This window comes from Roseovarius sp., from assembly GCF_030373445.1.
GTDB lineage: Bacteria > Pseudomonadota > Alphaproteobacteria > Rhodobacterales > Rhodobacteraceae > Roseovarius.
The window spans coordinates 208302-232123 of sequence record NZ_JAUCYU010000001.1 but is presented as its reverse complement, the minus strand read 5'-3'; the positions used below and the strand labels follow the sequence as shown (position 1 = coordinate 232123).

At 66.4% G+C, this 23822-nt stretch carries 19 protein-coding genes; 14 read left to right on the top strand and 5 right to left on the bottom strand.

Annotated elements, in window-relative coordinates; all coding sequences use genetic code 11:
* Positions 1 to 46: 46 nt before the first annotated feature.
* The 5 genes from QUV18_RS01135 to QUV18_RS01115 are packed head-to-tail and all read left to right on the top strand — an operon-like array spanning position 47 to position 7052.
* The gene (locus tag QUV18_RS01135) at positions 47 to 1597 is read left to right on the top strand and encodes an ABC transporter substrate-binding protein (protein WP_300891399.1); all 1551 of its coding nucleotides are present in this window, start codon (positions 47 to 49) and stop codon (positions 1595 to 1597) included.
* A gap of 60 nt (positions 1598 to 1657) precedes the next feature.
* Positions 1658 to 2602, top strand: coding sequence for an ABC transporter permease (locus QUV18_RS01130; RefSeq protein ID WP_300891398.1), 945 nt, complete (start codon positions 1658 to 1660; stop codon positions 2600 to 2602).
* The gene (locus tag QUV18_RS01125; RefSeq protein WP_300891397.1) at positions 2589 to 3539 is read left to right on the top strand and encodes an ABC transporter permease; all 951 of its coding nucleotides are present in this window, start codon (positions 2589 to 2591) and stop codon (positions 3537 to 3539) included. Before QUV18_RS01130 ends, QUV18_RS01125 begins: the two co-directional genes overlap by 14 nt.
* Positions 3540 to 3541: 2 nt before the next feature.
* On the top strand, positions 3542 to 5599 hold the full coding sequence (locus QUV18_RS01120) for an ABC transporter ATP-binding protein (protein ID WP_300891396.1): 2058 nt from the start codon (positions 3542 to 3544) through the stop codon (positions 5597 to 5599).
* 25 nt (positions 5600 to 5624) lie between these two features.
* Positions 5625 to 7052 carry a C69 family dipeptidase gene (locus QUV18_RS01115; RefSeq protein WP_300891395.1) on the top strand — a complete coding sequence of 476 codons (1428 nt, stop codon included), beginning with the start codon at positions 5625 to 5627 and terminating at the stop codon, positions 7050 to 7052.
* A 92-nt stretch (positions 7053 to 7144) separates the two neighbouring features.
* Here the strand turns inward: QUV18_RS01115 and QUV18_RS01110 are convergent, their stop codons facing one another.
* Entirely contained in the window at positions 7145 to 7819 is a 675-nt protein-coding gene (locus QUV18_RS01110) for a TetR family transcriptional regulator C-terminal domain-containing protein (protein WP_300891394.1), read from the bottom strand.
* Positions 7820 to 7979: 160 nt separating this feature from the next.
* Between QUV18_RS01110 and QUV18_RS01105 the strand changes: the two genes are divergently transcribed.
* Both QUV18_RS01105 and QUV18_RS01100 read left to right on the top strand, forming a co-directional pair.
* A complete protein-coding gene (locus tag QUV18_RS01105; protein ID WP_300891393.1) occupies positions 7980 to 9389 on the top strand; it encodes an aminotransferase in 1410 nt (469 codons plus the stop codon).
* A 58-nt stretch (positions 9390 to 9447) separates the two neighbouring features.
* Entirely contained in the window at positions 9448 to 10665 is a 1218-nt protein-coding gene (locus tag QUV18_RS01100) for an aromatic ring-hydroxylating dioxygenase subunit alpha (RefSeq protein ID WP_300891392.1), read from the top strand.
* A gap of 454 nt (positions 10666 to 11119) precedes the next feature.
* Here QUV18_RS01100 and QUV18_RS01095 read toward each other — a convergent pair whose 3' ends face one another.
* Together QUV18_RS01095 and QUV18_RS01090 are read right to left on the bottom strand one after the other, a co-directional pair.
* Positions 11120 to 12325 (bottom strand): aromatic ring-hydroxylating dioxygenase subunit alpha, encoded by a 1206-nt coding sequence (locus tag QUV18_RS01095; RefSeq protein WP_300891391.1) that lies wholly within the window; start codon positions 12323 to 12325, stop codon positions 11120 to 11122.
* Between the two features lie 76 nt (positions 12326 to 12401).
* Positions 12402 to 13298 carry a LysR substrate-binding domain-containing protein gene (locus QUV18_RS01090; RefSeq protein WP_300891390.1) on the bottom strand — a complete coding sequence of 299 codons (897 nt, stop codon included), beginning with the start codon at positions 13296 to 13298 and terminating at the stop codon, positions 12402 to 12404.
* Between the two features lie 95 nt (positions 13299 to 13393).
* Between QUV18_RS01090 and QUV18_RS01085 the strand changes: the two genes are divergently transcribed.
* Genes QUV18_RS01085 through QUV18_RS01070 form a run of 4 tightly spaced genes read left to right on the top strand, consistent with a single transcriptional unit; the run spans position 13394 to position 17628 of the window.
* On the top strand, positions 13394 to 14548 hold the full coding sequence (locus QUV18_RS01085) for an aromatic ring-hydroxylating dioxygenase subunit alpha (protein WP_300891389.1): 1155 nt from the start codon (positions 13394 to 13396) through the stop codon (positions 14546 to 14548).
* Positions 14545 to 15735, top strand: coding sequence for an aminomethyltransferase family protein (locus QUV18_RS01080; protein ID WP_300891388.1), 1191 nt, complete (start codon positions 14545 to 14547; stop codon positions 15733 to 15735). The genes QUV18_RS01085 and QUV18_RS01080 overlap by 4 nt, the downstream gene beginning before the upstream one ends.
* Before the next feature lie 58 nt (positions 15736 to 15793).
* A complete protein-coding gene (locus tag QUV18_RS01075; RefSeq protein ID WP_300891387.1) occupies positions 15794 to 16720 on the top strand; it encodes a DMT family transporter in 927 nt (308 codons plus the stop codon).
* On the top strand, positions 16717 to 17628 hold the full coding sequence (locus QUV18_RS01070; protein ID WP_300891386.1) for an alpha/beta hydrolase: 912 nt from the start codon (positions 16717 to 16719) through the stop codon (positions 17626 to 17628). Before QUV18_RS01075 ends, QUV18_RS01070 begins: the two co-directional genes overlap by 4 nt.
* A gap of 17 nt (positions 17629 to 17645) precedes the next feature.
* On the opposite strand, the gene QUV18_RS01065 is transcribed toward QUV18_RS01070, so the two are convergent.
* Both QUV18_RS01065 and QUV18_RS01060 read right to left on the bottom strand, forming a co-directional pair.
* A complete protein-coding gene (locus QUV18_RS01065; protein WP_300891385.1) occupies positions 17646 to 18422 on the bottom strand; it encodes an SDR family oxidoreductase in 777 nt (258 codons plus the stop codon).
* A complete protein-coding gene (locus tag QUV18_RS01060; protein WP_300891384.1) occupies positions 18415 to 19203 on the bottom strand; it encodes an MBL fold metallo-hydrolase in 789 nt (262 codons plus the stop codon). The genes QUV18_RS01065 and QUV18_RS01060 overlap by 8 nt, the downstream gene beginning before the upstream one ends.
* Before the next feature lie 396 nt (positions 19204 to 19599).
* On the opposite strand from QUV18_RS01060, the gene QUV18_RS01055 reads away from it, so the two are divergent.
* The 3 genes from QUV18_RS01055 (at position 19600) to QUV18_RS01045 (ending at position 23815) form a co-directional block, all read left to right on the top strand.
* A complete protein-coding gene (locus QUV18_RS01055) occupies positions 19600 to 20544 on the top strand; it encodes an ABC transporter substrate-binding protein (RefSeq protein ID WP_300891383.1) in 945 nt (314 codons plus the stop codon).
* Between the two features lie 134 nt (positions 20545 to 20678).
* A complete protein-coding gene (locus QUV18_RS01050; protein ID WP_300891382.1) occupies positions 20679 to 21746 on the top strand; it encodes a betaine/proline/choline family ABC transporter ATP-binding protein in 1068 nt (355 codons plus the stop codon).
* Complete coding sequence (locus QUV18_RS01045; protein ID WP_300891381.1) at positions 21743 to 23815, top strand: ABC transporter permease subunit; 2073 nt, start codon at positions 21743 to 21745, stop codon at positions 23813 to 23815. Before QUV18_RS01050 ends, QUV18_RS01045 begins: the two co-directional genes overlap by 4 nt.
* Positions 23816 to 23822 lie beyond the last annotated feature (7 nt).

The following is a 23822-nucleotide window of genomic DNA, read 5'->3' as shown; positions in this document are numbered from 1 at the left end:
CGACTAGACTTGTGGAAACAAAAGAGAACACACCAGGGAGTATGACATGACCAAACCGACACTTTCGCGCCGGGGCTTCCTTGCCTCGACGGCCGCCATCGGCGCGGCGACGATGACGACCGGCTGGCCCACCATGGGCCGGGCGGAGATGGGCAAGGTGCTGCGCGTGCGCATCGACGGCGACAACAACGTGCTCGACCCGGGCTTCATGGTCGGCGGCAGCGAGGTGGAGGCGCAGAAACAGTGCCTTCCGTTCCTGGCCGAGTACGTGCAGGAGGGCGACACCTTCACCTGGCGGCCGACCTATTACGTGACCAAGCTTGAGCAGAGCGAGCCCACGCGGATCGACTTCGAGCTGGCCGAGGGGCTGCAATGGTCGAACGGCTACGGCACGCTGAAGGCGTCGGACGTGAAGTTCTCCTACGAGCGGATGAAGGACAGCGACTGGGCCGGCTATTTCGATGCCATGGACCATGTCGAGGTGACCGGCGACCTGACCGGGACGATCGTGCTGAACAAGCCCTTCGCGCCGTTCTTCATGGTCACGCTCTGCCATGGGCCGGGGGCGATTGTCTGCGAACAGGCGGTCAAGGATGCCGGCGGCAAGTTCACCATCGACTTCCCGGCGGTCTGCGGGCCCTACACCTACAGCGCCACGCCCGGCCAGCGGGTGGTGTTCGAGCTGAACCCCGAATGGACCGGCCCGGCGCCGGGCTACGAGCGGGTCGAGGCGCATGTCATCACCGAGGTCAAGGCCTCGGAGCTGGCCTTCGACGCGGGTGAAATGGACTGTACCGAGCTGAGCCCGGACACGCTGGCGCGCTACCAGAAAGAGATGCCCGAGGATGCCGGCATCACCACTGCGGGCGAGCTTCAGTACCTGTGGATGGGCATGAACACAGAGCATCCCAAGCTGCAGGACGTCAAGGTTCGGAAGGCGATCCAGCACGCCGTCGATGTCGAGTCGATCCTGCAGGGGGCCTATTCGGGCATCACCACCAAGTCGAACGGCATCGTCTGCCCCGGCCTTCTGGGCCAGCGCTCGCAGACCAATTACAGCTATGACCCGGCCAAGGCCAAGGCACTTCTGGAGGAGGCGGGCGTCTCCGGGCTGGAGCTGACCCTGCGGACGCTGAACCAGCAGGAGCGGATGCTGACCGCGCAGATCATCCAGGCCAACCTGGCCGCCGTGGGCATCACCGTGAAGGTGCTTCCGGTCGACAGCGGCCCGTTCTGGGAAATGGGCATGGAAAGCAAGGGCGACACCTGGCAGGAGCTGGAGCTGTGGCTGATGCGCTATGCCACCACGCCCGACCCCTATGAATCGACCCAGTGGTTCGTGTCGAGCCAGGTCGGCATCTGGAACTGGGAACGCTGGACGGACGAGGAGTTCGACCGGCTCTACGACGAAGGCATCGCCGAGACCGACACCGCCAAGCGCGAGGAAATCTACCTTCGCATGCAGGAGATCATGGACGAGACGGGCGCCTATGTCTGGATCAACCACGAGCCCGAGGCCTATCTCCACCGGGCGGATATCAAGATCAACACCGCGCCGTCGGGCGAGTTGAACTACCGCCGGTTCGAACAGATGTAACGGCAATGGCCCCGCGCCGCCCGGTGTGGCGCGGGGCCTGACCGGCTGGGGGAATTTCCCGTGCTTTTCTATCTCGTCAAGCGGCTCGGCCTGTCCGCGCTGGTGATCGCCCTGGTGGTGCTGGTGCTGTTCTCGCTGCTGCACCTCATTCCGGGCGACCCGGCGACCATCGCGCTGGGCCCGCGGGCGACGCCCGAGGCCATCGCGCGTTATGCAGCGAAGATGCACCTGGACGAGCCGGTGTGGCGGCAGTTCCTGATCTACGTGGGCAACGCGGTGACCGGCGACCTTGGGGTCGACGTGTTTTCCGACCGGAACGTGACCGCCGTGGTGGGCGACCGGATCGGGTTCACGCTCGCGCTGATCTGTGCCTCGATGGGCTGGGCGGTGCTGCTGGGGCTGCCGCTGGGCTGCCTTGCGGCGGTGAGGCCCAACAGCTGGCTGGACCGGGTCACCGGGGTGCTGTCGGTGGGCACCATCGCGGTGCCGTCCTTCCTGGTGTCGATCTGGGCGCTCTTGATCTTCGCGGTCGAGCTGCGCTGGCTTCCGGCCATCGGCGCGGGCGAGCCGGGGGATACGATGGACCAGCTGAGCCACCTGGTGCTGCCGGCCTTTGCCGTGGGGCTGAGCTGGGTGGGGTACCTGGCCCGGATGGTGCGCGCCTCAATGCTGGAGGTGATGGCGGAGCCGTATATCCGCTCGGCCCGGGCGTTCGGCCTGCGGCCGCGCAAGATCGTCTATGGCTACGCGCTGCGGGTGGCGATCCTGCCCACCATCACGCTCATTGGCATGGGCTTTGGCGGGCTGATTTCGGCCGCGGTCTTTGCCGAGATCATCTTTGCCCGGCCCGGTATCGGCAAGCTGATCTACGACGCCGTCATGGCGCGCAACTTTCCCGTCGTGCAGGGCGCGGTGCTGGTGGCCACGGCCATGTATATCGGCATTGTCCTGATGTCCGACCTTCTCATTGCCTGGTTTGATCCCCGTGTCCGTGAATCCCTCTGAACCTCCCTCCGACAAGGATGTCGGCGAGCCGACGCTCGACAGCTCCGGCCTGCCCGAGCATGCCTCGGCCGAGGAGATGCGGGAATCCGCCTCGCGCGAGCGGCGCGAGAAGCTGAAGATGTTCCTGACCAACTGGCAGGGGGTGATCGGACTGGTTCTGGTGATCATGTTCTTCGCCAGCGCGATCTTCGCGCCGGTCTTCGCCACGCATGACCCCAACGCGCTGGATATCCCGGCAAGGCTGTCCTACCCGACGCTGGACCATTTCGCCGGGACCGACCAGTTGGGCCGCGATACCTATTCGCGCATCCTGTATGGCGGTCGCGTGGCGCTGAAGGTGGCGGCGATCGGCGTGTCGATCTCGCTGGTGGTGGGGCTGATCCTGGGCATGATTGCAGGATACGGGCCGCGGTGGCTGGATAACTTCCTGCTCCTGATGTTCGACACGGTCAGGGCGTTTCCGACGATCGTTCTGGCGCTGGCGACGGTGGCGCTGACGGGCCCGAGCCTGGCGATCGTGCTGACCATCGTGATCGTGACGTCGATTCCCCAATATGCCCGCGTGGCAAGGACGGCGACGATGACGCTGCGCAACACCGATTTCATCATGGCGGAACGGTCGCTGGGCGCCTCGACGGGGCGTATCCTGATGCATCACATCATGCCGAACGTGGTGGGCCCCTTGCTGATCCTCGCCGCGATGGACGTGCCGGTGGTGGTGACGGTCGAGGCGGGGCTGAGTTTCATCGGACTGGGCGTGCTGCCGCCCACGGCAAGCTGGGGCACCATCCTGAACGAGGGATATCTCGTCATCCGCGACACGCCGTGGATGGTGGTGGCCGGGGGCATTCCGCTGATCCTGACAACGCTGGGCTTCACCTTCCTGGGCGAGGCGCTGCGCGACGTCTTCGACCCCCGCATGGGCAAAGGACGCTGAACATGGCCAAGGACATGGGCACCGCCCCCGAAACGCTTCTGGATATCCGCAACCTGTCGGTCGACTTCCGCACCGCGCGGGGCCGGGTCAAGGCGCTGCGCGACATCACCTTCCCGGTCAGCAAGGGCCGGATCATGGGGATCGTCGGCGAAAGCGGGTCGGGGAAAAGCACGGTTCTGTGGTCGATCCTGGGCCTTCTGGCGGGCAATGCCGAGGTGATGGGCGGCGAGATCCTGTTCCAGGACGACGACATGCTGCGCAAGGGGCAGGCGGCGATGCGGGCGACGCGGGGCGAGGATATCTCGGTCGTGTTCCAGGACCCGATGACCAGCCAGATCCCGGTGCTGAACTATGCCCGCCAGATGTTCGACATCCTCTACCGCCGGCGGAACATGACCAAGGCCGAGAAGCGCAAGGCGGCGGTCGAGATGATGCGCAAGGTGGGCATCCCCGACCCCGACAGCCGGATCGACCAGTACCCCCACCATTTCTCGGGCGGGATGCGGCAGCGGGCGGGGATCGCCATGGCGCTGCTGACCGGGCCGAAGCTGTTGCTGGCGGATGAGCCGACCACGGCGCTTGACGTCACGATGGAGGCGCAGATCATCAACCTGCTGCGCGAGTTGCAGAGCGACCTGGAGGCGACCATCGTTCTGGTCTCGCACAATCTCGGCCTGATTGCCGAGCTGTGCGACGACGTGGTGGTGATGTATGCCGGCGAGGTGGTCGAGGTCGGCACGGTGCACGAGATCTTCCACAACGCGCAACACCCCTATACCCGCGCCCTGCTGGAATGCGACCCGGCGCGAATTTCGGACGTGTCGCGCAGGCTGCCGGTCATTCCCGGCGACATTCCCGACCTGACCAAGCCGCAGACCGGGTGCATCTTCGCCAGCCGCTGCCAGCGGGCGATGCCCGAATGCCGGACCATCGAGCCGCCCACGGCGACGCGCCCCTCGGGCGGCTATGCCAATTGCCACCTGCTGACCGGTCCGCTGGAAGACCCCGACTGGCCGCCGCCGCTGGACGTGCTGACGGTGCGGAGCGGCGAAAGCGCGGTGGCCGAGAAAAAGGCGCCGGAGGGCACCCCGCTGCTGGAGGTGGAGAACCTCAACGTCCGCTTCCGCACGCTTGGCCCGGTCAAGGCGCGGCTGCGGGGGGTCGAGGACCCGTTCGTCGATGCCGTGCTCGACGTGAGCATCCGGGTGCGCCCGGGCGAGACGGTGGGGCTGGTGGGCGAAAGCGGCTCGGGCAAGACGACGCTGGGCCGGACGATCCTGAACCTGCAGCACGCCGACAGCGGCAGCGTGCGGTTCGAGGGGCAGGAGATCCGCAACATGCCCGAGGCGCGGTTCAAGCCGCTGCGCCGCGACATGGCGATGATGTTCCAGGACCCGATCGGCTCTCTCTCGCCGCGCAAGTCGGTGCGGGCGCTGATCACCGAACCGTTGCAGGTGCATGGCGTCACCGGCATGAACCTCGACGAGGAGGCCGAGCGGCTGGCCGACATGGTAAGGCTGCCGAAGCCGTTCCTGACCCGCTATCCGCACGAGCTGTCGGGCGGGCAGGCACGGCGGGTGGGCGTGGCCCGCGCGCTGGCGCTGAACCCCAAGCTGATCATCGCGGACGAGCCGACCGCCGGGCTTGATGTCTCGGTGCAGGGCGAGGTGCTCAACCTGATGGCCGACCTTCAGGCCGAGCATGGGCTGGGTTACCTGATCATCACCCACAACCTGCCCGTGGTGCGGCATATCAGTGACCGGATCGCCATCATGTACCTTGGTCGGATCGTCGAGGAAGGCCGCGCGTCGGAGATATTCTCGAAGCCGCTGCATCCTTATACGCAGGCGCTGGTCGAGGGCGTGCCACAGCCCGACCCCGACAAGCGGCTGACCCATGTCGCCGTCCGGGGCGAGGTGCCGAGCCTTCTCAACCGGCCCAAGGGGTGCGATTTCGCCACGCGCTGTCCTTATGCGCAGGACAGGTGCCGGGCCGAGAAGCCGGCGCACGAGACCCGCCCCGACGGGCACAGCCACGCCTGTTTCTTCCCCCTTCACTAGAACAAAATACCGCAGGAATACTGTCATGAGCTACGGCATCTATATCGGGCGCAATCTGACCGCTGACGGGGTGGCCTACCTGGCCGGCTATGGCGACGAACCGTCGAGCCACTGGCTCGAGATCAACCCGAGGCAGGCGCATGCCGAGGGCAGCACCATCACCGTGGGGGTGACGCCGCAGGCCGACATGCCGGGGGTGCTGACCGAGATACCGCAAGCCGCCGAGACGCTGCGCAACATGCGGGTGAGCTATAGCTATTACCTCGGCGTGCCGGCACCGCTCACGAATGGCGGGCTGAACGAATGCGGGGTGGCGGTGCGCGATATCTGGTCGCCCACGCGCAAGGACCTGGTCGCGATGACGCCGAAGGACCAGAAAGGGCCGAACTATTCCGACCTGGCCCGGATCGTGGTGGACCGTGCGCGCACGGCGCGGGAGGGGGTCGAACTGATAGGCGAGCTGATCGGCAAGCACGGCTATTCGACCTATGGCGGCAATTCCCACATGATCGCCGACCCGGAAGAGGCCTGGGTGGTGATCGAGTTCGCCGGTGGCAAGGGGCTCTGGTGTGCCGAGCGCCTGGGGCCGGATTGCATCCGGGCGTCAAGGCCGGGCTATATCGGCGAGATCCCGGACGCGCCGAACGAGGATTTCCTGTTCCCGGAGCATTTCATCGACACGGCGGTCGAGCTGGGGTGGTACACGCGCGGCGAGGGGCCGTTCAACGTGAACGACATTTACGGCGACGGGCGGATGCGCTGGAAGGGCGTGGCCTGGGTCGAGGACGAGATGAAAGCGCGGGCGTCGCGGCCGGAGAAGGTGACGCTGGAGGACGTGTTCTGGTCGATCCAGACCGAGCGGCTGACGGGGGATACCGCCGGGTACGGGCAGGTGGTGCCGCTGGTGCACCCGGCCGATGCCGCGCTGCGGATGATGTGGCACGCGCCCATCGGGCCGGTGACGGCGCCGCTGCTGCCGGTGTTCCTCGGGCAGGGGTCGGTGCCCGAGGCGTATCGCCAGCACCGCTACCTGACGACCGGGGAAAGCGCCCGGTTCCTCGACCGCCGGAAGGAGGAGAAGAATGCCGACACCGTCTCGCATATCCCGCAGGGGATCGAGACGGCGGAGTCGGCGGTCTACCAGTACAAGCGGCTGATGCACCTGGCGTTCCAGGCGGAGGATACCCTGCTGCCCGAAGTCTGGGCGCATTGGCGGGCGATGGAGGCCAGCGTGAACGCCGAGGTGCCGGAGGTGCTGCGGGCGGCGGAGCTGCTGATCGCGACGGGCGAGACGGGGCTGGCGGAACGGGTGATGACCGAGTTCAGCCATCGCTGCCTGCGCGTGGGGCTCGAGGACTGCACGGCGCTGGCGGCGGCGGCCCAGGCCCGGCTGCGGGTGGCGGGGCGGCTGAACCTGACGGCCAAGCCGCTGGGACCGGCGCAGCTCTGGTAGGGGGGCTCCTGTCCCGGCGCCGCGCCAAGGCGCGGCTTGACTCCGCGCGGGTGGCAAACTGCGAGGGGGCGAGTCTCAGCTACGTCCACTCCTCAACCCTTCGGCGTAACGCCAAACCCCTTGCGGAACTGGTCGGCATGGGCCGGGAAGGCGGCGGCGAGGTACATGGCCGCCAGCCGCATCGGCTGTTTCAAATCCACCGGGTCGCCCGACAGGTACATGCCCAGCCACAGCCCGTCGGTCATCGCGTCGATCCCGGCGGCGATGTCGTCCGCGCCGGTGACCGGGCGCCCCTCGGCCTGCAAGAGCGCCGCGCAGGCGTTGCACATGGCATGGGCGCGTTCCTGTTCGAAGCTCTTGGAAATTTCCCCGTAAAGCGGCCGGGCCTTCGATTCGCCCCAGAAGGCGTGCCAGATGATCAGCGTTTCCTCGGTGCACGACTCGGGCGTGAAATCGGACTTGACCAGCGCGGTGATCTGGTCGGCCGGGTCGGACCCGGCGTCGGACATCGCCTTCTGCCAGCCTTCCTGGTAGATCTCGTACTGGTGGCGCAGCGCCGCGCCGAGCAGGGATTGCTTGTTCTGGAAGTAGAAGACGGCAACCCCCTGCGACAGCCCCGCCTCGTTCGAGACGCTGGCCAGGGTGGTGCCGGACAGCCCGTTCCTGACGATCGAGCGATAGGTGGCCTCGATGATCTGCCCGCGCCGCTTGTCGGCGTTTTCCTTGCGTTCCTTGCGTGGGCGCGTGGCGCCCTCCTGAACTGCCATGGCGGGTCTCCTTTCCCGGCACAGTATCGCGCGGAGAGGCCATCACGGCAACCCGGCGCAGGGGGAAACGGCGAAAAAATTTGATTGAGCGCTCAAAATAATTGGGTTACAGTCGGGCAGACGGAAAAACGCGGCCTCCGGCCGCTAGAAATGGACTCCAATGACCGACACGATCACCCCGACCGCAGATCCCGGCCACAACGCCGCCATCCCCGCAGAAGCCGTACAGGAATGGGATAACGACCATTTCCTGCACCCGTGGGAAACCATCGGCACCAGCGATGCCAACCGCGCCATCGCCGCGCGGGCCGAGGGGATCTACATGTACGACCCCGACGGCAAGAAGTTCATCGACGGGCCGGGCGGCATGTGGTGTGTCCAGATCGGCTATGGCCGGCGCGAAATGGCCGATGCCATCGCCGAGCAGACCATGCGCCTGCCCTATACCTCGCCCTGGGCCTTCGCGGCCGAGCCCTCGGCCCTGCTGGCCAAGCGAATCGCCGAGATGACGCCGGGCGACCTGAACAGCGTGTTCTTCACCACCGGCGGCTCCTCGGCGGTCGACAGCGCGATCCGCTTCGTGCAGTTCTACAACAACATGAAGGGCCGCCCCGACAAGAAGCTGATCATCGGGCGGGAGAAGGGCTATCACGGCTCGACCTACCTCGCGGCCTCTGTCACCGGCAAGGAACGCACCAAGTCCCGCCTCGATTTCGAGGAACGGCTGGTGCGCCTCATCGGCAACGTGAACCCCTATGTCCGCCCCGAGGGGATGAGCGTCGAGCAATGGTGCGACGCCAAGGTCGACGAGCTGGAACAGGCCATCCTCGATGCCGGCCCCGAGAACGTGGCCGCCTTCATCGCCGAGCCGGTGCTGGCCTCGGGCGGGGTGATCGTGCCGCCGCCGGGCTATCACAAGCGCACGCTGGAGGTCTGCCGCAAGCATGACGTGCTCTATATCTCCGACGAGGTCGTCACCGGCTTCGGCCGGCTGGGCCACTGGTTCGCCAGCGAGGAGGTGTTCGGCATCACCCCCGACATCATCACCTGCGCCAAGGGCCTGACCTCGGGCTATTTGCCGCTGGGGGCGATGATGCTGTCGGACCGGCTGTGGAACGACATCGCCTCGGACGACCGGGAACATATCATGTTCTCGAACGGCTACACCTATTCGGGCCACCCGGTCTGTTGTGCCGCCGCGCTGAAGAACATCGAGATTTTCGAGCGCGAGGGCATCCTCGAACACGTGCGCGAGATCACCCCGCATTTCCAGGACCGGCTGAACGCGCTGGGCCGGCACGAGATCATCGGCGACACGCGCGGCGTGGGGCTGATCGGCTGTGTCGAGGGTGTCGCGGCGCCGGACATGAGCGAGTCGAAGCGGCTGGCCATCGATCTCGAGTTCGGCGAACGCGTCGACGCCAAGTGCGAGGAGATGGGCCTGATCGTGCGCCCGCTGATCAACCAGTGCGTCTTCTCGCCGCCGCTGATCATCACCACGGACGAGGTCGACCGGATGTTCGACATCCTCGAGACCGCGGTGCAGCAGGTTCAGTCGGAAATGCTATAGACCGTGCCGCGGACGCGGCGCAAACTCACCCCACATACCCTGAGAAGGAGGTCGCCCGATGGAGGACAATGCCGTTCTGGAAGAGGGCTTCAACGGTCTCGCGCGGGTGCAGGAGGCCCTTCCGGCATCCTGGTACCTGGACCCGGCCCATTACGACCGCGAGCTGCGCCAGATATGGGGGCGCAACTGGGTCTACCTGTGCCGCGCCGACACGCTGGACGGCCCGCGCAGCTTCCGCACCTTCGAGGTGGCGGGGCAGCCCATCCTGCTGCTGCGCGACCAGGACGGGGCGTTGCAGGGGTTCTTCAACTCCTGCCGGCACCGCGGCTCGATGCTCTGCCCGCAGGCCTCGGGCACGCTGAAGAAGCCGATGATCGCCTGCCCCTATCACCAGTGGGTCTATGACCTGGCCGGGCGGCTGCGGGCGACCGGGCCGATGCGGCGCGTGGAGGGGTTCAACCGCGAGGATTACCCGCTGCACCGGGTCAGCGTGGCCGAGTGGGGCGGGTTCGTCTTCGTCAACCTCGACCCGGATGCGACATCGTTCGAAGAGCTCTACGGGGCCGAGACCGCCTATGTCGCCAACTGGCCGCTGGAAGAGCTGAAGGTGGGGCATTTCTTTTCCAAGACGCTGAACTGTAACTGGAAAGCGTTCTGGGAGAATTACAACGAGTGCCTGCACTGCCCCAACATCCACCCCGAGCTGTGCGAGCTGGTGCCGATCTATGGCCGGGCGATCATGGCGCGGCGGGATGACCCGGACTGGGAAGAACATGCCGGGGACCTGGCGCCGCACCGGTCGGGCGGGCTCAGGACCGGGGCCGAGACATGGTCGATGGACGGCGCGGCGCAGGGGCGCCTGCCGGGGCTGACCGATGACGACGTGGCCTCCGGCCAGCGCTACGTGACGGTGACGCCCTCGGTCTTCATCGCCCATCACGCCGATTACGTCCGCAGCGTGAAGATCACGCCGACCGGGCCCGAGACGATGGAGCTGACGGCGGAATGGCTGTTCCATCCCGACACGCTGGCGCGGCCGGATTTCGACGTCGACAAGATCACCCGCTTCGGGATCATGGTGATGGAGCAGGATGGCGGCGCGTGCGAGCTGAACCATGCCGGGATGCGGGCAAGCGCCTTCCACCATGGCGTGCTGATGCAGGAGGAATACGAGGTGTTCCTGTTCCAGCAATGGGTGCGCGAACAGCTTGGCGAGGCGCCGAAGAGCGAAGGGGCGGCGAGCCGGGCCAGCCGGCGGATGCCTGTTTCGGAGTGATGGTCGAGCCGTCCCGGCCTCCGAGCCGGGACCTCGTGCCGCAAGAGGCCCCGGGTCAGGCCCGGGGCGGGGAGATTGCACATGCCGGGTATCGGTTAGCCCCGCCGGGCGAGCGCCGGCCCGTGGGGAGGCGCTGCAACGGGGGTGACTGGCAATTTATGGTGCAGCCCGCATTCTACCTAAGAACGTCACGCTACACCTCAAAAGCGCCTGCCCGTGGGGACGGCGTCGTCCATTGGGCTCGAACCAATGGCGCCTCAATGAACGACCGCTCGCCCGGCGCCGCGCCAAGGCGCGGCTTGACTCCGGGCGTGTGGCAGCCAGTAGGGTGGGTGCGAACCCACCATGCCGCCGTTACCTGAAGTAATCCCGTCCCGGCCTCCGAGCCGGGACGTCGCGCCACAAGAGGCCCCGGGTCAAGCCCGGGGCGCGGGGTTGCATCGCAAGCGCGGTATCACCCCCGCTCGGCCAGCATCTCGGCATTGACCTCGGCCAGGGTGCCCGGTGCGGGCGGTTCTTCCAGCGTCAGCACCGGGAACAGGTCGCGGAGCTGGTCGTGGTAGCTCTTCACGCCGTATTCCAGGTCCGAAAGGATGATCCCGTCGAAGGCCGATGACAGCGCCGCCTCGCAGGACCAGATGGTCAGCATCTGGTCTTCCTCGGCGGTGATCCGGTCGATCCGCCCCGACAGGTAGCGCGCCAGCCGCAGCTCGCGGCTTTCGTTGCGGTACTTGTAGGACGCCCCGCGCAGGCGGCTCTTGCCGGTGCCGTCGGGGAATTCCTGGTAGAAGATCATCGAGTCCGGGTAGACGCCGATCACCGTGTTGGGGAACATCCCGTAATAGAGCCACGCGTTGCGGTGGCTTTCCGGCAGCCATTCGGCCTCGGGCAGGGTGGACTTGTAGGCCTTCACCGACCAGAGCGAGCCCGGCCCGTTGTTGAACGGCGCATAGGAGCGCGCGGCGCCGCCCTCGAACGGTTCGTCGACATAGCCCTTGCCGTAAAGGTCCTGCAGGGCAGGGTGGGCCATGGCCACGTGATAGCCCTCGTTGTCGACATCGCGGATGGCCTTCCAGTTGACGGCGGTTTCATCCGCCCAGACCAGCGTGTCTGCGGGCACCATGTCGGCCAGCTCGTAAGGTTCCAGCTCGGCATCGAACCGGCCCATGATCTCGGCCACGGAGGGCTGATCGCTGTCCTTGAAGCGGACGAAGATGAAGCCCTGCCAGATTTCCATGTCGACCGATTTCAGGCCGAATTCCACCGGGTCGAGCGGCGGGAAGCTTTTCGGCTGTGCCGCGCCGCGCAGCGTGCCGTCGAGATTGTAGGCCCAGCCGTGATAGGGGCAGATCAGGGCGGATTTGCACATGCCCTGCTCGTCGGCCACCACCCGGCTGCCGCGGTGGCGGCAGAGGTTGTGGAAGGCGCGCACCACGTTGTCGCGGCCACGCACGATGAGGGCGCGTTCCTCGCCCACATCGAATGTCATGTAGTTGCCGGGCTCGGGCACGTCCGAGACGTGACAGGCCAGCTGCCAGTGCTTGCGGAAAAGCTCTTCCTTTTCCAGTTCAAGCAGCTCGTCCGAGAAATAGGCCCAGCCGGGTAGACCCGAACGGTCCCAGTTCTTCGGGGGGGATTGATCTTGTACGGTGTTCTGCATGTACAAATTATAATGAGCGCTCAAACTAATTTGCAAGCCGATTCTTGCCGGCGGCCCCTCTGGCCCGCCCACTGTGTCATTCCGGCCGCGTCTTGCGGGCGCCGCGGAAGAGGTGCTGCGACAGCCGGTGCGCATCCTCTCCGGCGCCCTGCCGCAGCAGCACGTAATAGCCATTGGCGGTGTCCACGGTCTCTGCCACCGGCCGCACCAGGGCGCCGCTGTTCAGCGCCCCGTCGCACAGGTTGCCCCAACCCAGCGCCACGCCCATCCCCGCCTTCGCCGCATCCAGCAGCGCGGTATAGGAGTTCGTCCGCATCAGGATCCGCGCCGGCGCCGGATCGACCCCGGTCTCGGTCAGCCAGATACCCCAGTTCATCCAGTTCCAGTGGATGTAGTCGAGGTCGATCAGCTCGGCCGACAGCAAATCCTGCGGCGTGGTGATCGGGTGCTGTTGCAGGTAGCCGGGCGAGCACACCGGGAACACCACGTCACCGAACAGCCGCCGCGCCACGAAGCCGGGCCACTGCCCGTCGCCATGCATCACCGCCACGTCGGCGCCCAGCACTTCCGCCTCGCTGTCACTGACCGTCAGGTCGATGGCAACGGGCGAATCGGGTGCGAGAAATGCCCCGATCCGCGGCAGCAGCCAGTGCTGCCCGATCGACGTGTCGCAGGCGAGCTTGAGGAACCGCCGCGCCTCGCGCTGGCGCAGGCTGTGGGTGGCCGAGGCCAGGTGCTGCAGCGCCACCTTGACCCCGTTGAGAAGTTCCCGCCCCTCCGGCGTCAGCTCGATCGCCCGGTGCCGCCGCTCGAACAGGCTGATTTCCAACAGCTCTTCCAGCTTCCGCACCCGCTGGCTGACGGCCGACTGGGTGACCGACAACTCCTCGGCCGCGCGGGTGAAACTGCCTAGCCGCGCCGACGCCTCGAACGGCAGCAGAAGGTCGAGCGGGGGAAGGTTGCGGCGTAGCATTAGCAAAACTTGCCCAAAAGCGGTAGAAATCAGCGTTTGTCAGCATCCATGCTTATTCTGTCTAATGCAAGCAGACAAGGAAGCAGGAGCCACCGATGAACCTACCCCTTCTGAACCTGATGCCGGGCGATGCCCCCTTCCGCGCCGACCCGGCGGAATCCTACACGCTGCCCGCGCGCTTCTACCACGACCCCGAGATCTGGGCGCATGAGAAGCAGGCGATCTTCTACAAGACATGGAACTATGCCGGCCATGTCAGCCAGGTCGCCGAGCCGGGCCAGTTCCTGACCGTGCGCATTCACGAGCAGAACATCTTCGTCGCCCGCACCCGCACGGGCGAGCTGCGTGCCTTCTACAATGTCTGCCCGCACCGGGGGCATGAACTGCTGTCGGGAACGGGCAAGAAGAACATCATCACCTGCCCCTACCACGCCTGGGCGTTCGACTTCGACGGCACGCTCAAGTCGGCGCGCAATACCGAGGAGGTGAAGGGCTTCAAGCGCGAGGAGTTCTCGCTCCGCCCGGTGCAGGTCGAGGTGTTCTGCGGCCTCGTGCTGGTCAACCTCGACCCCGAGGCCACGCCGTTTGCCGAGCAGATGGGCGACCTCGAAAAGGAAATCCGCCATTTCGTGCCCTCGGTCGACGACCTGCAATTCGCCCAGCGCGACAGCTATGACGTCAAGGCCAACTGGAAGGTGATGATCGACAATTTCCTCGAATGCTATCACTGCCACCCGGCGCACAAGGATTTCGTCGATCTCGTCGACATGGACAGCTACCGCACCATCACCTGCGGCCTCTATTCCAGCCAATGCGCGGGCAAGCCCCGCTCGGTCAATTCCCGCGCCTTCAGCTTCACGCCGGGCGATGTCGATTTCGGCTATGCCGGCTGGTATGTCTGGCCCAACTTCACCATCTGGGCCTACCCGGGCGAGGCGAACCTGTCGGTCCTCCAGATGAACCCCACCGCCCCCGACCAGTGCGTCGAATACCAGGACTGGTTCGTGAAGGACGGCGAAGTGACCCAGCAGCTGCGCGATGCGATCAACTACCAGATCGACGTGCTGCAGCCCGAGGATATCGGCCTGTGCGAGAGCGTGCAGAAGGGGCTGAAATCTTCCGGCTACAACCAGGGCCGCTTCGTCGTGGATGCGGGCAAGACGGAACTCAGCGAACACGCCGTCCACCATTTCCAGAAGCTGGTGGCCGAGGCGCTGGGCGCCAACCTCGATCCGGATGCGGACCAATGATGAATTCGAGCGACGGCAAGACCCGCGACCTGGTCACGTCGCGCCCCGGTGCGGGGTGGGATTTCAACATGCGCCGGCACGTCTACCACGACATCGAGGCAAAGCACGGGCCGCATTACACGGTCTATAACCGCCGCTTCATGTGCGTCTACATGGACGATCTGTCGACCGAGGACGGCTATTGGCTGCTACGGACGAAGGCGGCCTGCCTGCATACCGGCGAATGGCCGATAGAGTTCGTCGGGCCGGATGCCGAGAAGCTGATGGACTACCTCTTCGTCAACAACGTCGCGAAGGTGAAGCCGGGCCGTTGTGGCTATGGCATCGCCTGTTACGACGATGGCGGCCTGATCGTCGACGGCGTCTTCGTGCGGCTGGAGCAGGACCGCTTCTGGTACGCGCAGGCGGATGGCGATTTCGTCAACTGGGCCCGGGCCCATGCCAGGGGGATGGACGTGAAGATCATCGACCCGGAGGTGAATGTCAGCCAGATCCAGGGGCCGGCGTCGATGGAGATCCTCGAAGAGGCCGCCAGGGATGGCATCCCCGAACCCTTCGGCTATTTCGGCAGCGCCCGGGTGGATTTCGGCGGTCAGAAGGTTCTGATCACGCGCACCGGCTATACCAACGAGCTGGGCTGGGAGTTCTACACCGAACCGCATCACGACGCGGCCGCGCTGTGGGCCCACCTGGAACGGGCCGGTGCGCCCCACGGGATGCGCATGTTCGGGCTGGACTCGATGAACATTCGCCGGATCGAGGCGGGCATCCTGAACGCCAATTCCGATTTCGACGAGACGACCACGCCCTATGACGTGGGGCTGGGCCGGTTCGTGGACATGGAGAAGGCGGATTTCATCGGCAAGGCGGCGCTGGAGGCCGCCGACAAGGGCCAGCGCCTGCACGGGATCATCTGCCCGGATGGCGAACCGCGCGTCAATGGCCGGGTGGAGTGGAACGGCGCGGTCGCCGGGCGTGTCACGGCGGGCGAGACCTCGCCCTACCTGGGCCAAGGGATCGGGTACGCCCTGATGGCCACGGCCGAGGCCGGGCCGGGCACCGAGGTGATGGTCGAGGGCAACGACGGCCGGATGTATGCCGCCACGCTGGCCGAGACGCCGCTTTACGACAAGGCCTGCGAGATCCCGCGCGGCAAGCTGGTGGATATCCCCGACCGGGCGGCGTAAAGCTTGGGGCGGGCGGCGGTGACCCGCCGGATCACGGGCTGACAGGAGGCCGGCAAGCATGAAGCGCGCAGCGACCGGATCGGACAGGATAGCAGTGCTCGCGGGGCTTTTCGCGGGCCTTTGCTGGGGTATCTACTGGCTGCCGCTGCGACTCGTCGAACAGGGCGGGTTTGATGCCGCCTGGGCCATCGCGCTGTTCACGGCGGTGCCCGCGATCCTGAGCCTGCCGGCCATCTGGTTCCTTCGGATCGACTACGTGCGGGGCGGGACGGCGCTTTTGGGCGGGGTCCTGGGCGGCGTGGCCTTTGCCCTTTACGCGGCCTCGCTGCTTTATACCGAGGTCGTCCGCGCGATCCTGCTCTTCTACCTCATGCCGATCTGGGGCTTCCTGCTGGGCTGGGTGGTGCTGGGCGACCGGATGACGGTGTCGCGCTGGCTGGCGATCGGGCTCGGCCTTGTCGGCATGACGGTGATCTTCGCGCAGGATACCGGCATTCCGTGGCCGCGCAACGCGGGCGACTGGTGCGGGCTGGTCTCGGGCATGTTCTGGGCGCTGGGCTGTACCGTGATCCTGACGGGCGAGGGCCGGGTGCGGGCCGCAACGCACACGGTCAACTTCCTCGTCGTCGCGGCCATCGTGTCGGCGGGTATCGCCATTCTTTCGGCCACGCAGGGCCGGTCCACCCCGCCCGCGCCGGGCGACGTGGGACAGGTGCTGATATGGTTCCTGCCGGTCGCGATTTTCCTGATCCTGCCAAGCGGGTTCGCCACGATCTTCGCGCCGACCCGGCTCAACCCCGGCGTGGTGGGGTTCCTGTTCATGACCGAGGTCGCCGTCGCGGCGATATCGGCGGCGATCTGGTCGGGCGAGCGGTTCGGGATGCGCGAGGTGATCGGGCTGCCGCTGATCGTTTCGGCGGGGCTGATCGAACCGGTGATGATGACATGGCGCGACCGCCGCGCCAGGGTGGAGAGAACGGCATGAGCGGCGATTACATGAGCAAACCCGCGCGGGCCTTCCTGGAACAGCCGGCGCCGGAAGACCTCGGGCCGCTCTCGCCCGAGACGATCGAGGCCTACCGCAAGATGGCGAAGGACGAATTCCTGCCCCGGGCCGAGCGGGCGGTGCAGGCGCATGGCGTGACCGTCGCGGAGGTCGAGATCGGCGGCGTGCCCTGCCTCGAGATCCTGCCCAGGGGAGAACCCATCGGCACGGTCCTCTACTGCTACGGCGGCGGCTACGTCACCGGCAGCGCGCGGGAAGACCTGATCGTCAGCGCGGGCCTCGCCCGCCACTCCGGCGCGCGGGTGGTGGCGGTGCAATACCGGCTCGCCCCCGAACACCCCTATCCGGCGGCCATCGACGACGGTGCGGCGGTCTACGACGTGCTTTCCCGCGAAGCCACCCCCTTCGCCATCGCCGGCGAATCCGCCGGCGGCAACATGGCCCTCGCCCTCATGCAGCGCGCCCAGGCGAACGGCCTGCCCATGCCCGTGGCCGCCGTCCTCCTCTCGCCCTGGTGCGATCTGACCCATGGCGGCGACAGCCTGCAGGCCAATGACGGCCGCGACCCCACGCTCGACCTCGCCTTCGTCGAGGCGGCGGCCCGGATGTACGCCGCCGACACGCCCCGCGACACGCCCGGCATCTCGCCCCTCTTCGGCCAGTTCACGCCCGACTTCCCGCCGACCCTCGTGACCACCGGCACGCGCGACCTGCTGATGAGCCCCTCCATCGAGCTCACCCGCCGGATGCGCGACGCCGGCATCGCCGTCGACCTGGATGTGCATGACGGCCTCTGGCACGTCTTCGAATTCTACGACGAACTGCCCGAGGCGGCGGCCTCTCTCACCCGCTGCGGCGCCCACCTGTCACGGCACATGGGGGGCTGAGGCCGATGCCCGCCATCTCACCAATGCGCCCCCGCATTGACCGAGATATCCTCCATCGTCAGCGCGGGCGCGGCATCGGAACACAGGAACGCCACCAGCGCCGCGATCTCTTCGGGCTGAACCAGCCGGTTCTGCGGGTTGGCCTTCGCCAGCGCGGCAATCTCGTCCTCGACGCTGTGCCCGGCCTGCTTCGCCATGATCTCGGCACTGCTGCGCAGCATCTCCGTCTCCACCCATGTCGGGCTGACCGAGACGCAGCTTACCCCGTGCGGCGCGCCTTCGAGGGCCACGGCCCGGGTCAGCCCCAGCAACCCGGCCTTCGAGGCGCAATAGGCCGGGTGATCGGCCACCGCCGATTTCGCGGCGGTCGAGGCGATGTTGACGATCCGGCCCCAGCCGCGTTCGATCATGCCGGGCAGGGTGGCGCGGGTGGTCAGGAACGGGCCGGTCAGGTTCGTGTCGATCACCTGCTCCCAGTCCTTCAGGCCGTGGCCGCTGACGGTGTGGTGAATGGTGATCCCGGCGGCATTCACGAGAATGTCGATGGGGCCGAGCGCGTCTTCCACCTCGGCGAAGAACCCCTCGACCGAGCCTTCGTCGCAGACGTCGAGCCTTGCGACGAAGGTTTCCGGCCCAACCTCTTTCGCCGCCATCTCCTGCAACGCCGGATCGTCGCCGCGCCGCGCGCCGATCGCCACCTTGAGCCCGTCCTCGGCCAGTTTCCGCGCGATCGACAGCCCGATCCCGGCCAGCCCGCCGGTGACCACGGCCACCCTCTGTTTCGCCTCACCCATCACTTGCCTCCTTGTCCATCTCGCCCGCGATCCATGCATCCGGGTCGCCCACGCGTCGCCCGCCGGCGAGGTAGTCGTCGATGATCTCGATCATCTTCTCCCGCCCGAACGACTGGAAATGCCCGGCATGCACCGCCGTCACCGGCAATTCCCTGAGCCGCGCATGCGACGCCTTCAGAACCTCGGCCTGCGAATGATACAGGTCATCGATCAGGGCCCCGTCATAGACCACGTCGCCGCTGAACAGGAGGCCCGTCGCCTCCTCGTAGAGCGCGATCGAGCCCGGCGAATGGCCGGGCAGGTGGAACACCCGGAACACCCGGTCGCCAAGGTCGACAACGTCGCCCTCGTCCAGCAGGCGGGTCAGGGGGGCGGGCTTCACCTCGAAATGTTCGTGGCTGAACCCCGCGTAGGGCTGGGCGGTGAACGTCTCGGCCCGCACGTAGCCGGTATCGGCCACGGTGTTGGCGGCATCCGGGTGCGCGATGATATCGGCCTCGACCGGGTGGCCGCAGCGGTCGTGGAACTGGTGCAGCCCGGCGGAATGGTCGAAATGGCTGTGGGTCATGATCGCGGTGATCGGGCGCTCGCCCAGCCGGGCGACCTCCTCGACCAGCGGGCGCAGGCCCATGCCGGTGTCGATGATCAGGTCGCGGTCGCGGCCCCGGACGTGCCAGATGTTGCAGCGCAGCCAGCTTGCCACGTGGATCTCGTGAATGCGCGAGACGCCGTCGCCCAGCGTTTCGACCGCGTACCAGTCTTTCGCAACCTCGAGCGCCATGACCATCATCCTTTCCGCCGGGCCTGTGTGCCGGGAAAGCCTAGCGCGGGGCGGGGGGCTCTGCCACCACTTAGGCGGCCGGGGGCGAATCATCCGGGGCCGGGGCCGGGCGGGCGCGGCCAAGGCTTCGCGGTTGGCGGGAAAATCGCTCGTGCGCAACACCTTAAGATGCAGAACGCCGGTGCCACCCCCGGATTTCCGCGGCGCCCGGCGCAAGTAATGCAGGGCGATTGCCCTCTTCGGCCCAATCCGCGGGCGCTTTCCCTCGCGGCATGCCCGCCCCCCTGAATTTCCACGATTTTTAGGATGAATACTTCCGGGATGTGTGGTTCCATAAGAGATGAGCACAGCCAAGAACAAAAACAAAACGCTTCAGACTGATAGGGAGATCAAGACATGAAGATGACATCACTGATCCTAGCCGCCGGCCTTGCGCTGGCCGGGGCCGGCAGCGCCTATGCCGACTCGAGCGATCCGATCAAGATTCCGATCAACGAGTGGACGGGCCAGCATATCTCGGCCCATATCCTCGGCTCGCTGTTCGAGAAGGCGGGCTATTCGGTCGAATACGTCACCGCCGGCGCGGTGCCGCAATACGCGGCCATCTCGCAGGGGGACCTGCACGTTCAGCCGGAAGTCTGGACGAACAACGTGGGCGACATCTATCCCAAGGCCGTCGAGTCGGGCGATATCGTCGTGGTGGGCCAGCTTGGCCTGACGCCGCAGGAAGGCTGGATCTACCCGCCCTACATGGAAGAGCAATGCCCGGGCCTGCCCAGCTACGAGGCGCTTTACGATTGTGCGCAGGCCTTTGCCTCGCCCGACACGTTCCCCAAGGGCCGGCTGATCACCTACCCGGCTGACTGGGGCACCCGTTCGAAGGACGTCGTCGGCCAGATCGAGATCCCGTTCGAGCCGGTCGCCGGCGGCAGCGAGGGCGCCATGATCGCCGAGATCAAGTCGGCCGTCGCGGCGGAGAAGCCGATGCTGATGATGTTCTGGCAGCCGCACTGGCTTTTCGCCGAGAACGAGTTCAACTGGGTCGAATGGGATGCCGCCGAGGGTGAATGCGTCGAGGAATCCGGGCAGAGCAAGGGCAATGCCTGCGGCTTCCAGCAAGCCAGCATCGACAAGGTCGCCAACAAGGATTTCGCCAGCACGTGGCCCGGCGCCGCGGCGCTGTTCGAGGCGTTCACGATCGACAACGACACGCAGAACAGCCTGATGAACGAGATCGACCAGAAGGGCCGCGACCTCGAAGAGGTGATCGCCGAATGGATCGACGCCAACGAAGACACGTGGTCGGCATGGGTCGAGGCGGCGGAAGCGGCCAAGAGCTGAACGATCTTTCTAGAACCGGCCCCGCCACCGGCGGGGCCTGACAACATGGCCCGGCCCTTGGGCCGGGCCATGTGCGTGACAAGCGGACCGGACAAGGCCGCGCGGGACAGAACTGCACGGGGAGATTACGGGCCATGGGCGAGACAAAAGACGATGTGAAACTGTCCTGCAGGAACCTGTGGAAGGTCTACAAGTCTTCCGCCGCGCCCTATTTCAAGTCCGAGGTGGGCAAGACCGGGGTGAAGGAGCTGTCCGAGCGGATGCGCGAAGACGGCGCCATCCCGGCGGCGGCCGACGTGAACTTCGATGTCCACGTGGGCGAGATCTTCGTGATCATGGGCCTTTCCGGCTCGGGCAAGTCCACCGTGGTGCGCTGCCTGTCCCGCCTGATCGAGGCCACCCATGGCGAGGTGGTGCTGGATGGCGAGGACCTGCTGAAGAAATCCGACAAGGACCTGATCGACATCCGCCGCCACAAGATGGGGATGGTGTTCCAGAATTTCGGCCTGATGCCGCACCTGAGCGTCTTCGACAACATCGCGTTTCCCCTGTCGCTTCAGGGCCTGCCCCGGAAGGAGCAGATCGAGAAGGCCCGCCGGGTGATCGAGCTGGTGGGGCTCGAAGGCCGCGAGACCGCCTATCCCCGGCAGCTTTCGGGCGGCCAGCAACAGCGCGTCGGCATCGCCCGGTCGCTTGCCATCGAGCCCGAGATCTGGTTCCTCGACGAGCCCTTCTCGGCCCTCGACCCGCTGATCCGCCGCCAGATGCAGGACGAGTTCCTGCGCATCCAGCGCTCGCTCCGGAAGTCCATCGTCTTCATCACCCACGACTTCCTCGAGGCCCTGCGCATCGCCGACCGGATGATGATCATGCGCGACGGCCAGGTGGTGCAGATGGGCACCCCGGCCGAGCTGATCGTGAACCCCGCTGACGATTACGTGGCCGAGTTCACCGAGGAGGTGCCGATGGTCCGCGTGCTCAAGGCCCGCAACGTCATCGACCCCGACGCACAGCCCGCCGATACCATGCCCGAGCAGGACAGCGAGCGCAGCGTCGAGCAGCTCCTGCCGCTGCTGGCCTCGCACAAGGACGGCATCCGCATCATGCGTGACGGCGCGGTCATGGGCGTGGTCACCGCCGGCAGCGTCATCTCGGCGCTGGCGCACCAGGACACCCATCGCGGCGCGGAGGTTCCGGCGTGAACCACCTCCGCCCCTTTACCCTTGCATGGTGCCTGCTCATCGCGCTCACCCTCGCCTTCCTCGCGCTGCAGCGCTGGGCGGGCTGGCTTGTGGTATACCCCGAAAGCTGGGTCATGCCGATCACGCCGCTGCTCAACAGCTTCATGGAATGGTGCGTCGACGTGTTCGGCCCGTTCTTCCGCGCCATATCCTCTGCGCTCAGCATACCCATGTCGGCGGTGCGCGAGTTCCTCAACTGGCTGCCCTGGTCGGTCACGCTCACCCTCGTCACCTTCGCGGCCTATGCCGTGTCGGGCTGGCAGCTTGCGATATTCTCATTCATTTCCGTGCTTTACATGGTCGTCATCGGCTACTGGCACGAGTCGATGAACTCGCTCGCGCTGGTCGCCATCTCGGTGCCGCTGGCGGTGCTGGTGGGCTTTGCGCTGGGCACGCTCGCCTTCTATTCCGACCGCGCCGAGCGCGCCATCAAGCCCACGATGGACCTCCTCCAGACGGTCCCCGCCTTCGCCTACCTCCTGCCGATCCTCCTGCTCTTCGGCTTCGGCCCCGTCGTCGGCCTGATCGCCAGCGTGCTCTACGCCTTCCCGCCCACCGTGCGGAACACCATGCTCGGCCTGCGCCGCGTGCCCCAAGAGGTGATCGAGGCCGGCCTCATGTCCGGCGCCACCGCGCCCCAGCTTTTCTGGCGCGTGCGCGTGCCAAGCGCCATGCGCCAGATCCTGCTGGGCGTGAACCAGACGACCATGGCCGCCTTTTCCATGGTCATCATCGCCTCGATCATCGGCGGCACCGCCGATATCGGCTGGGAGGTGCTGTCGACCATGCGCAAGGCGCAGTTCGGCGAAAGCCTTCTGGCGGGCATCGTCATCGCCCTGATGGCCATGGTGATGGACCGGATCACCGCCGCCGCCGCCACCGCCGAACCGAAGGAGCCGGTGCTCGACGAGAGCTTCGCCTCGCGCCACCGGATGTGGCTGATCGCGGCCGGGCTGGGCATCGGCGTCGCCCTGCTGGCGCAGGTGCTGCCTTTCCTCAACGAATACCCCCGGTCATGGGAGATCTTCCCGGCCCGCTACCTCAACGACGCGGTGACCTATATCGTGGTCGAGTTCGCCGACCTCATCTCGATGATCAAGACGGCGGCGTTCTTCTTCGTCATGCTGCCCGTCAAGATCGGCCTGCAGGAGACCATCTCGCCCTTCACATGGGGGTTCGAGTTCACCACCACGCTCAAGCTCGCCTATGCCGCGGCCGCCGTCGCGCTGATCGGGCTGACCGCATGGCGCCGCGGCATGATGGCGGCGCTCTTCGTGGCCTTCTGCGCAACGCTGCTGTACTTCGGCCTGACCCGCCTGCCATGGCCCACCCTGCTGGCGATGGCCACCCTGCTGAGCTGGCAGCTCTCGGGCCCGAAACTGGCGCTGGGCACCTTCCTGGGGCTCGGGTTCATCATCATCTCGGGTGTCTGGCCACAGGCGCTTCTGTCGATCTACCTGTGCGGTCTGGCGGTGCTTCTCTCCTTCGCCATCGGCGCCACGCTCGGCATCCTCGCCTCGGAATTCGACGGGCTTTCCGCCATCCTCCGCCCGGTGAACGACACGCTGCAGACCATGCCGCTTTTCGTGCTGCTCATCCCCTTCCTGATGATCTTCAAGATCGGCGAGTTCACGGCCCTGCTGGCGATCATGGCCTATGCCATCGTGCCCGCCATCCGCTATGCCGAGCACGGGCTGCGCAACATCCCCGCCCACGTGATCGAGGCGGCGACGGCGATCGGCTGCACCCGGCGGCAACTCTTGTGGCGGGTCAAGCTGCCGCTGGCGCTGCCGGTGATGATGCTGGGCCTCAACCAGACCATCATGTTCGGCATCGCCATGCTGGTCATCGCCGCGTTGGTGGGCACCAACGGGCTGGGCCAGCGGGTCTATATCGGGCTGGGCGACGGCGATTTCGGCGTCGGTATCGTGGCCGGGCTGGGCATGGCGATCATCGCGATGATCGCCGACCGGATGACACAGGCCTGGAGCCAGAAGCGCCAGCAGGAGCTGGGGCTGTCCTCGGATTGAGAAGGTG

What these genes read in the sequence shown, in the direction of transcription:
- QUV18_RS01135 (WP_300891399.1), top strand. Translation starts at nt 47, where the DNA reads ATGACCAAACCGACACTTTCGCGCCGGGGCTTCCTTGCCTCGACGGCC.
- QUV18_RS01120 (WP_300891396.1), top strand. Translation starts at nt 3,542, where the DNA reads ATGGCCAAGGACATGGGCACCGCCCCCGAAACGCTTCTGGATATCCGC.
- QUV18_RS01115 (WP_300891395.1), top strand. Translation starts at nt 5,625, where the DNA reads ATGAGCTACGGCATCTATATCGGGCGCAATCTGACCGCTGACGGGGTG.
- QUV18_RS01110 (WP_300891394.1), bottom strand. Translation starts at nt 7,819, where the DNA reads ATGGCAGTTCAGGAGGGCGCCACGCGCCCACGCAAGGAACGCAAGGAA.
- QUV18_RS01105 (WP_300891393.1), top strand. Translation starts at nt 7,980, where the DNA reads ATGACCGACACGATCACCCCGACCGCAGATCCCGGCCACAACGCCGCC.
- QUV18_RS01100 (WP_300891392.1), top strand. Translation starts at nt 9,448, where the DNA reads ATGGAGGACAATGCCGTTCTGGAAGAGGGCTTCAACGGTCTCGCGCGG.
- QUV18_RS01095 (WP_300891391.1), bottom strand. Translation starts at nt 12,325, where the DNA reads ATGCAGAACACCGTACAAGATCAATCCCCCCCGAAGAACTGGGACCGT.
- QUV18_RS01090 (WP_300891390.1), bottom strand. Translation starts at nt 13,298, where the DNA reads ATGCTACGCCGCAACCTTCCCCCGCTCGACCTTCTGCTGCCGTTCGAG.
- QUV18_RS01085 (WP_300891389.1), top strand. Translation starts at nt 13,394, where the DNA reads ATGAACCTACCCCTTCTGAACCTGATGCCGGGCGATGCCCCCTTCCGC.
- QUV18_RS01080 (WP_300891388.1), top strand. Translation starts at nt 14,545, where the DNA reads ATGATGAATTCGAGCGACGGCAAGACCCGCGACCTGGTCACGTCGCGC.
- QUV18_RS01075 (WP_300891387.1), top strand. Translation starts at nt 15,794, where the DNA reads ATGAAGCGCGCAGCGACCGGATCGGACAGGATAGCAGTGCTCGCGGGG.
- QUV18_RS01070 (WP_300891386.1), top strand. Translation starts at nt 16,717, where the DNA reads ATGAGCGGCGATTACATGAGCAAACCCGCGCGGGCCTTCCTGGAACAG.
- QUV18_RS01065 (WP_300891385.1), bottom strand. Translation starts at nt 18,422, where the DNA reads ATGGGTGAGGCGAAACAGAGGGTGGCCGTGGTCACCGGCGGGCTGGCC.
- QUV18_RS01060 (WP_300891384.1), bottom strand. Translation starts at nt 19,203, where the DNA reads ATGGCGCTCGAGGTTGCGAAAGACTGGTACGCGGTCGAAACGCTGGGC.
- QUV18_RS01055 (WP_300891383.1), top strand. Translation starts at nt 19,600, where the DNA reads ATGAAGATGACATCACTGATCCTAGCCGCCGGCCTTGCGCTGGCCGGG.
- QUV18_RS01050 (WP_300891382.1), top strand. Translation starts at nt 20,679, where the DNA reads ATGGGCGAGACAAAAGACGATGTGAAACTGTCCTGCAGGAACCTGTGG.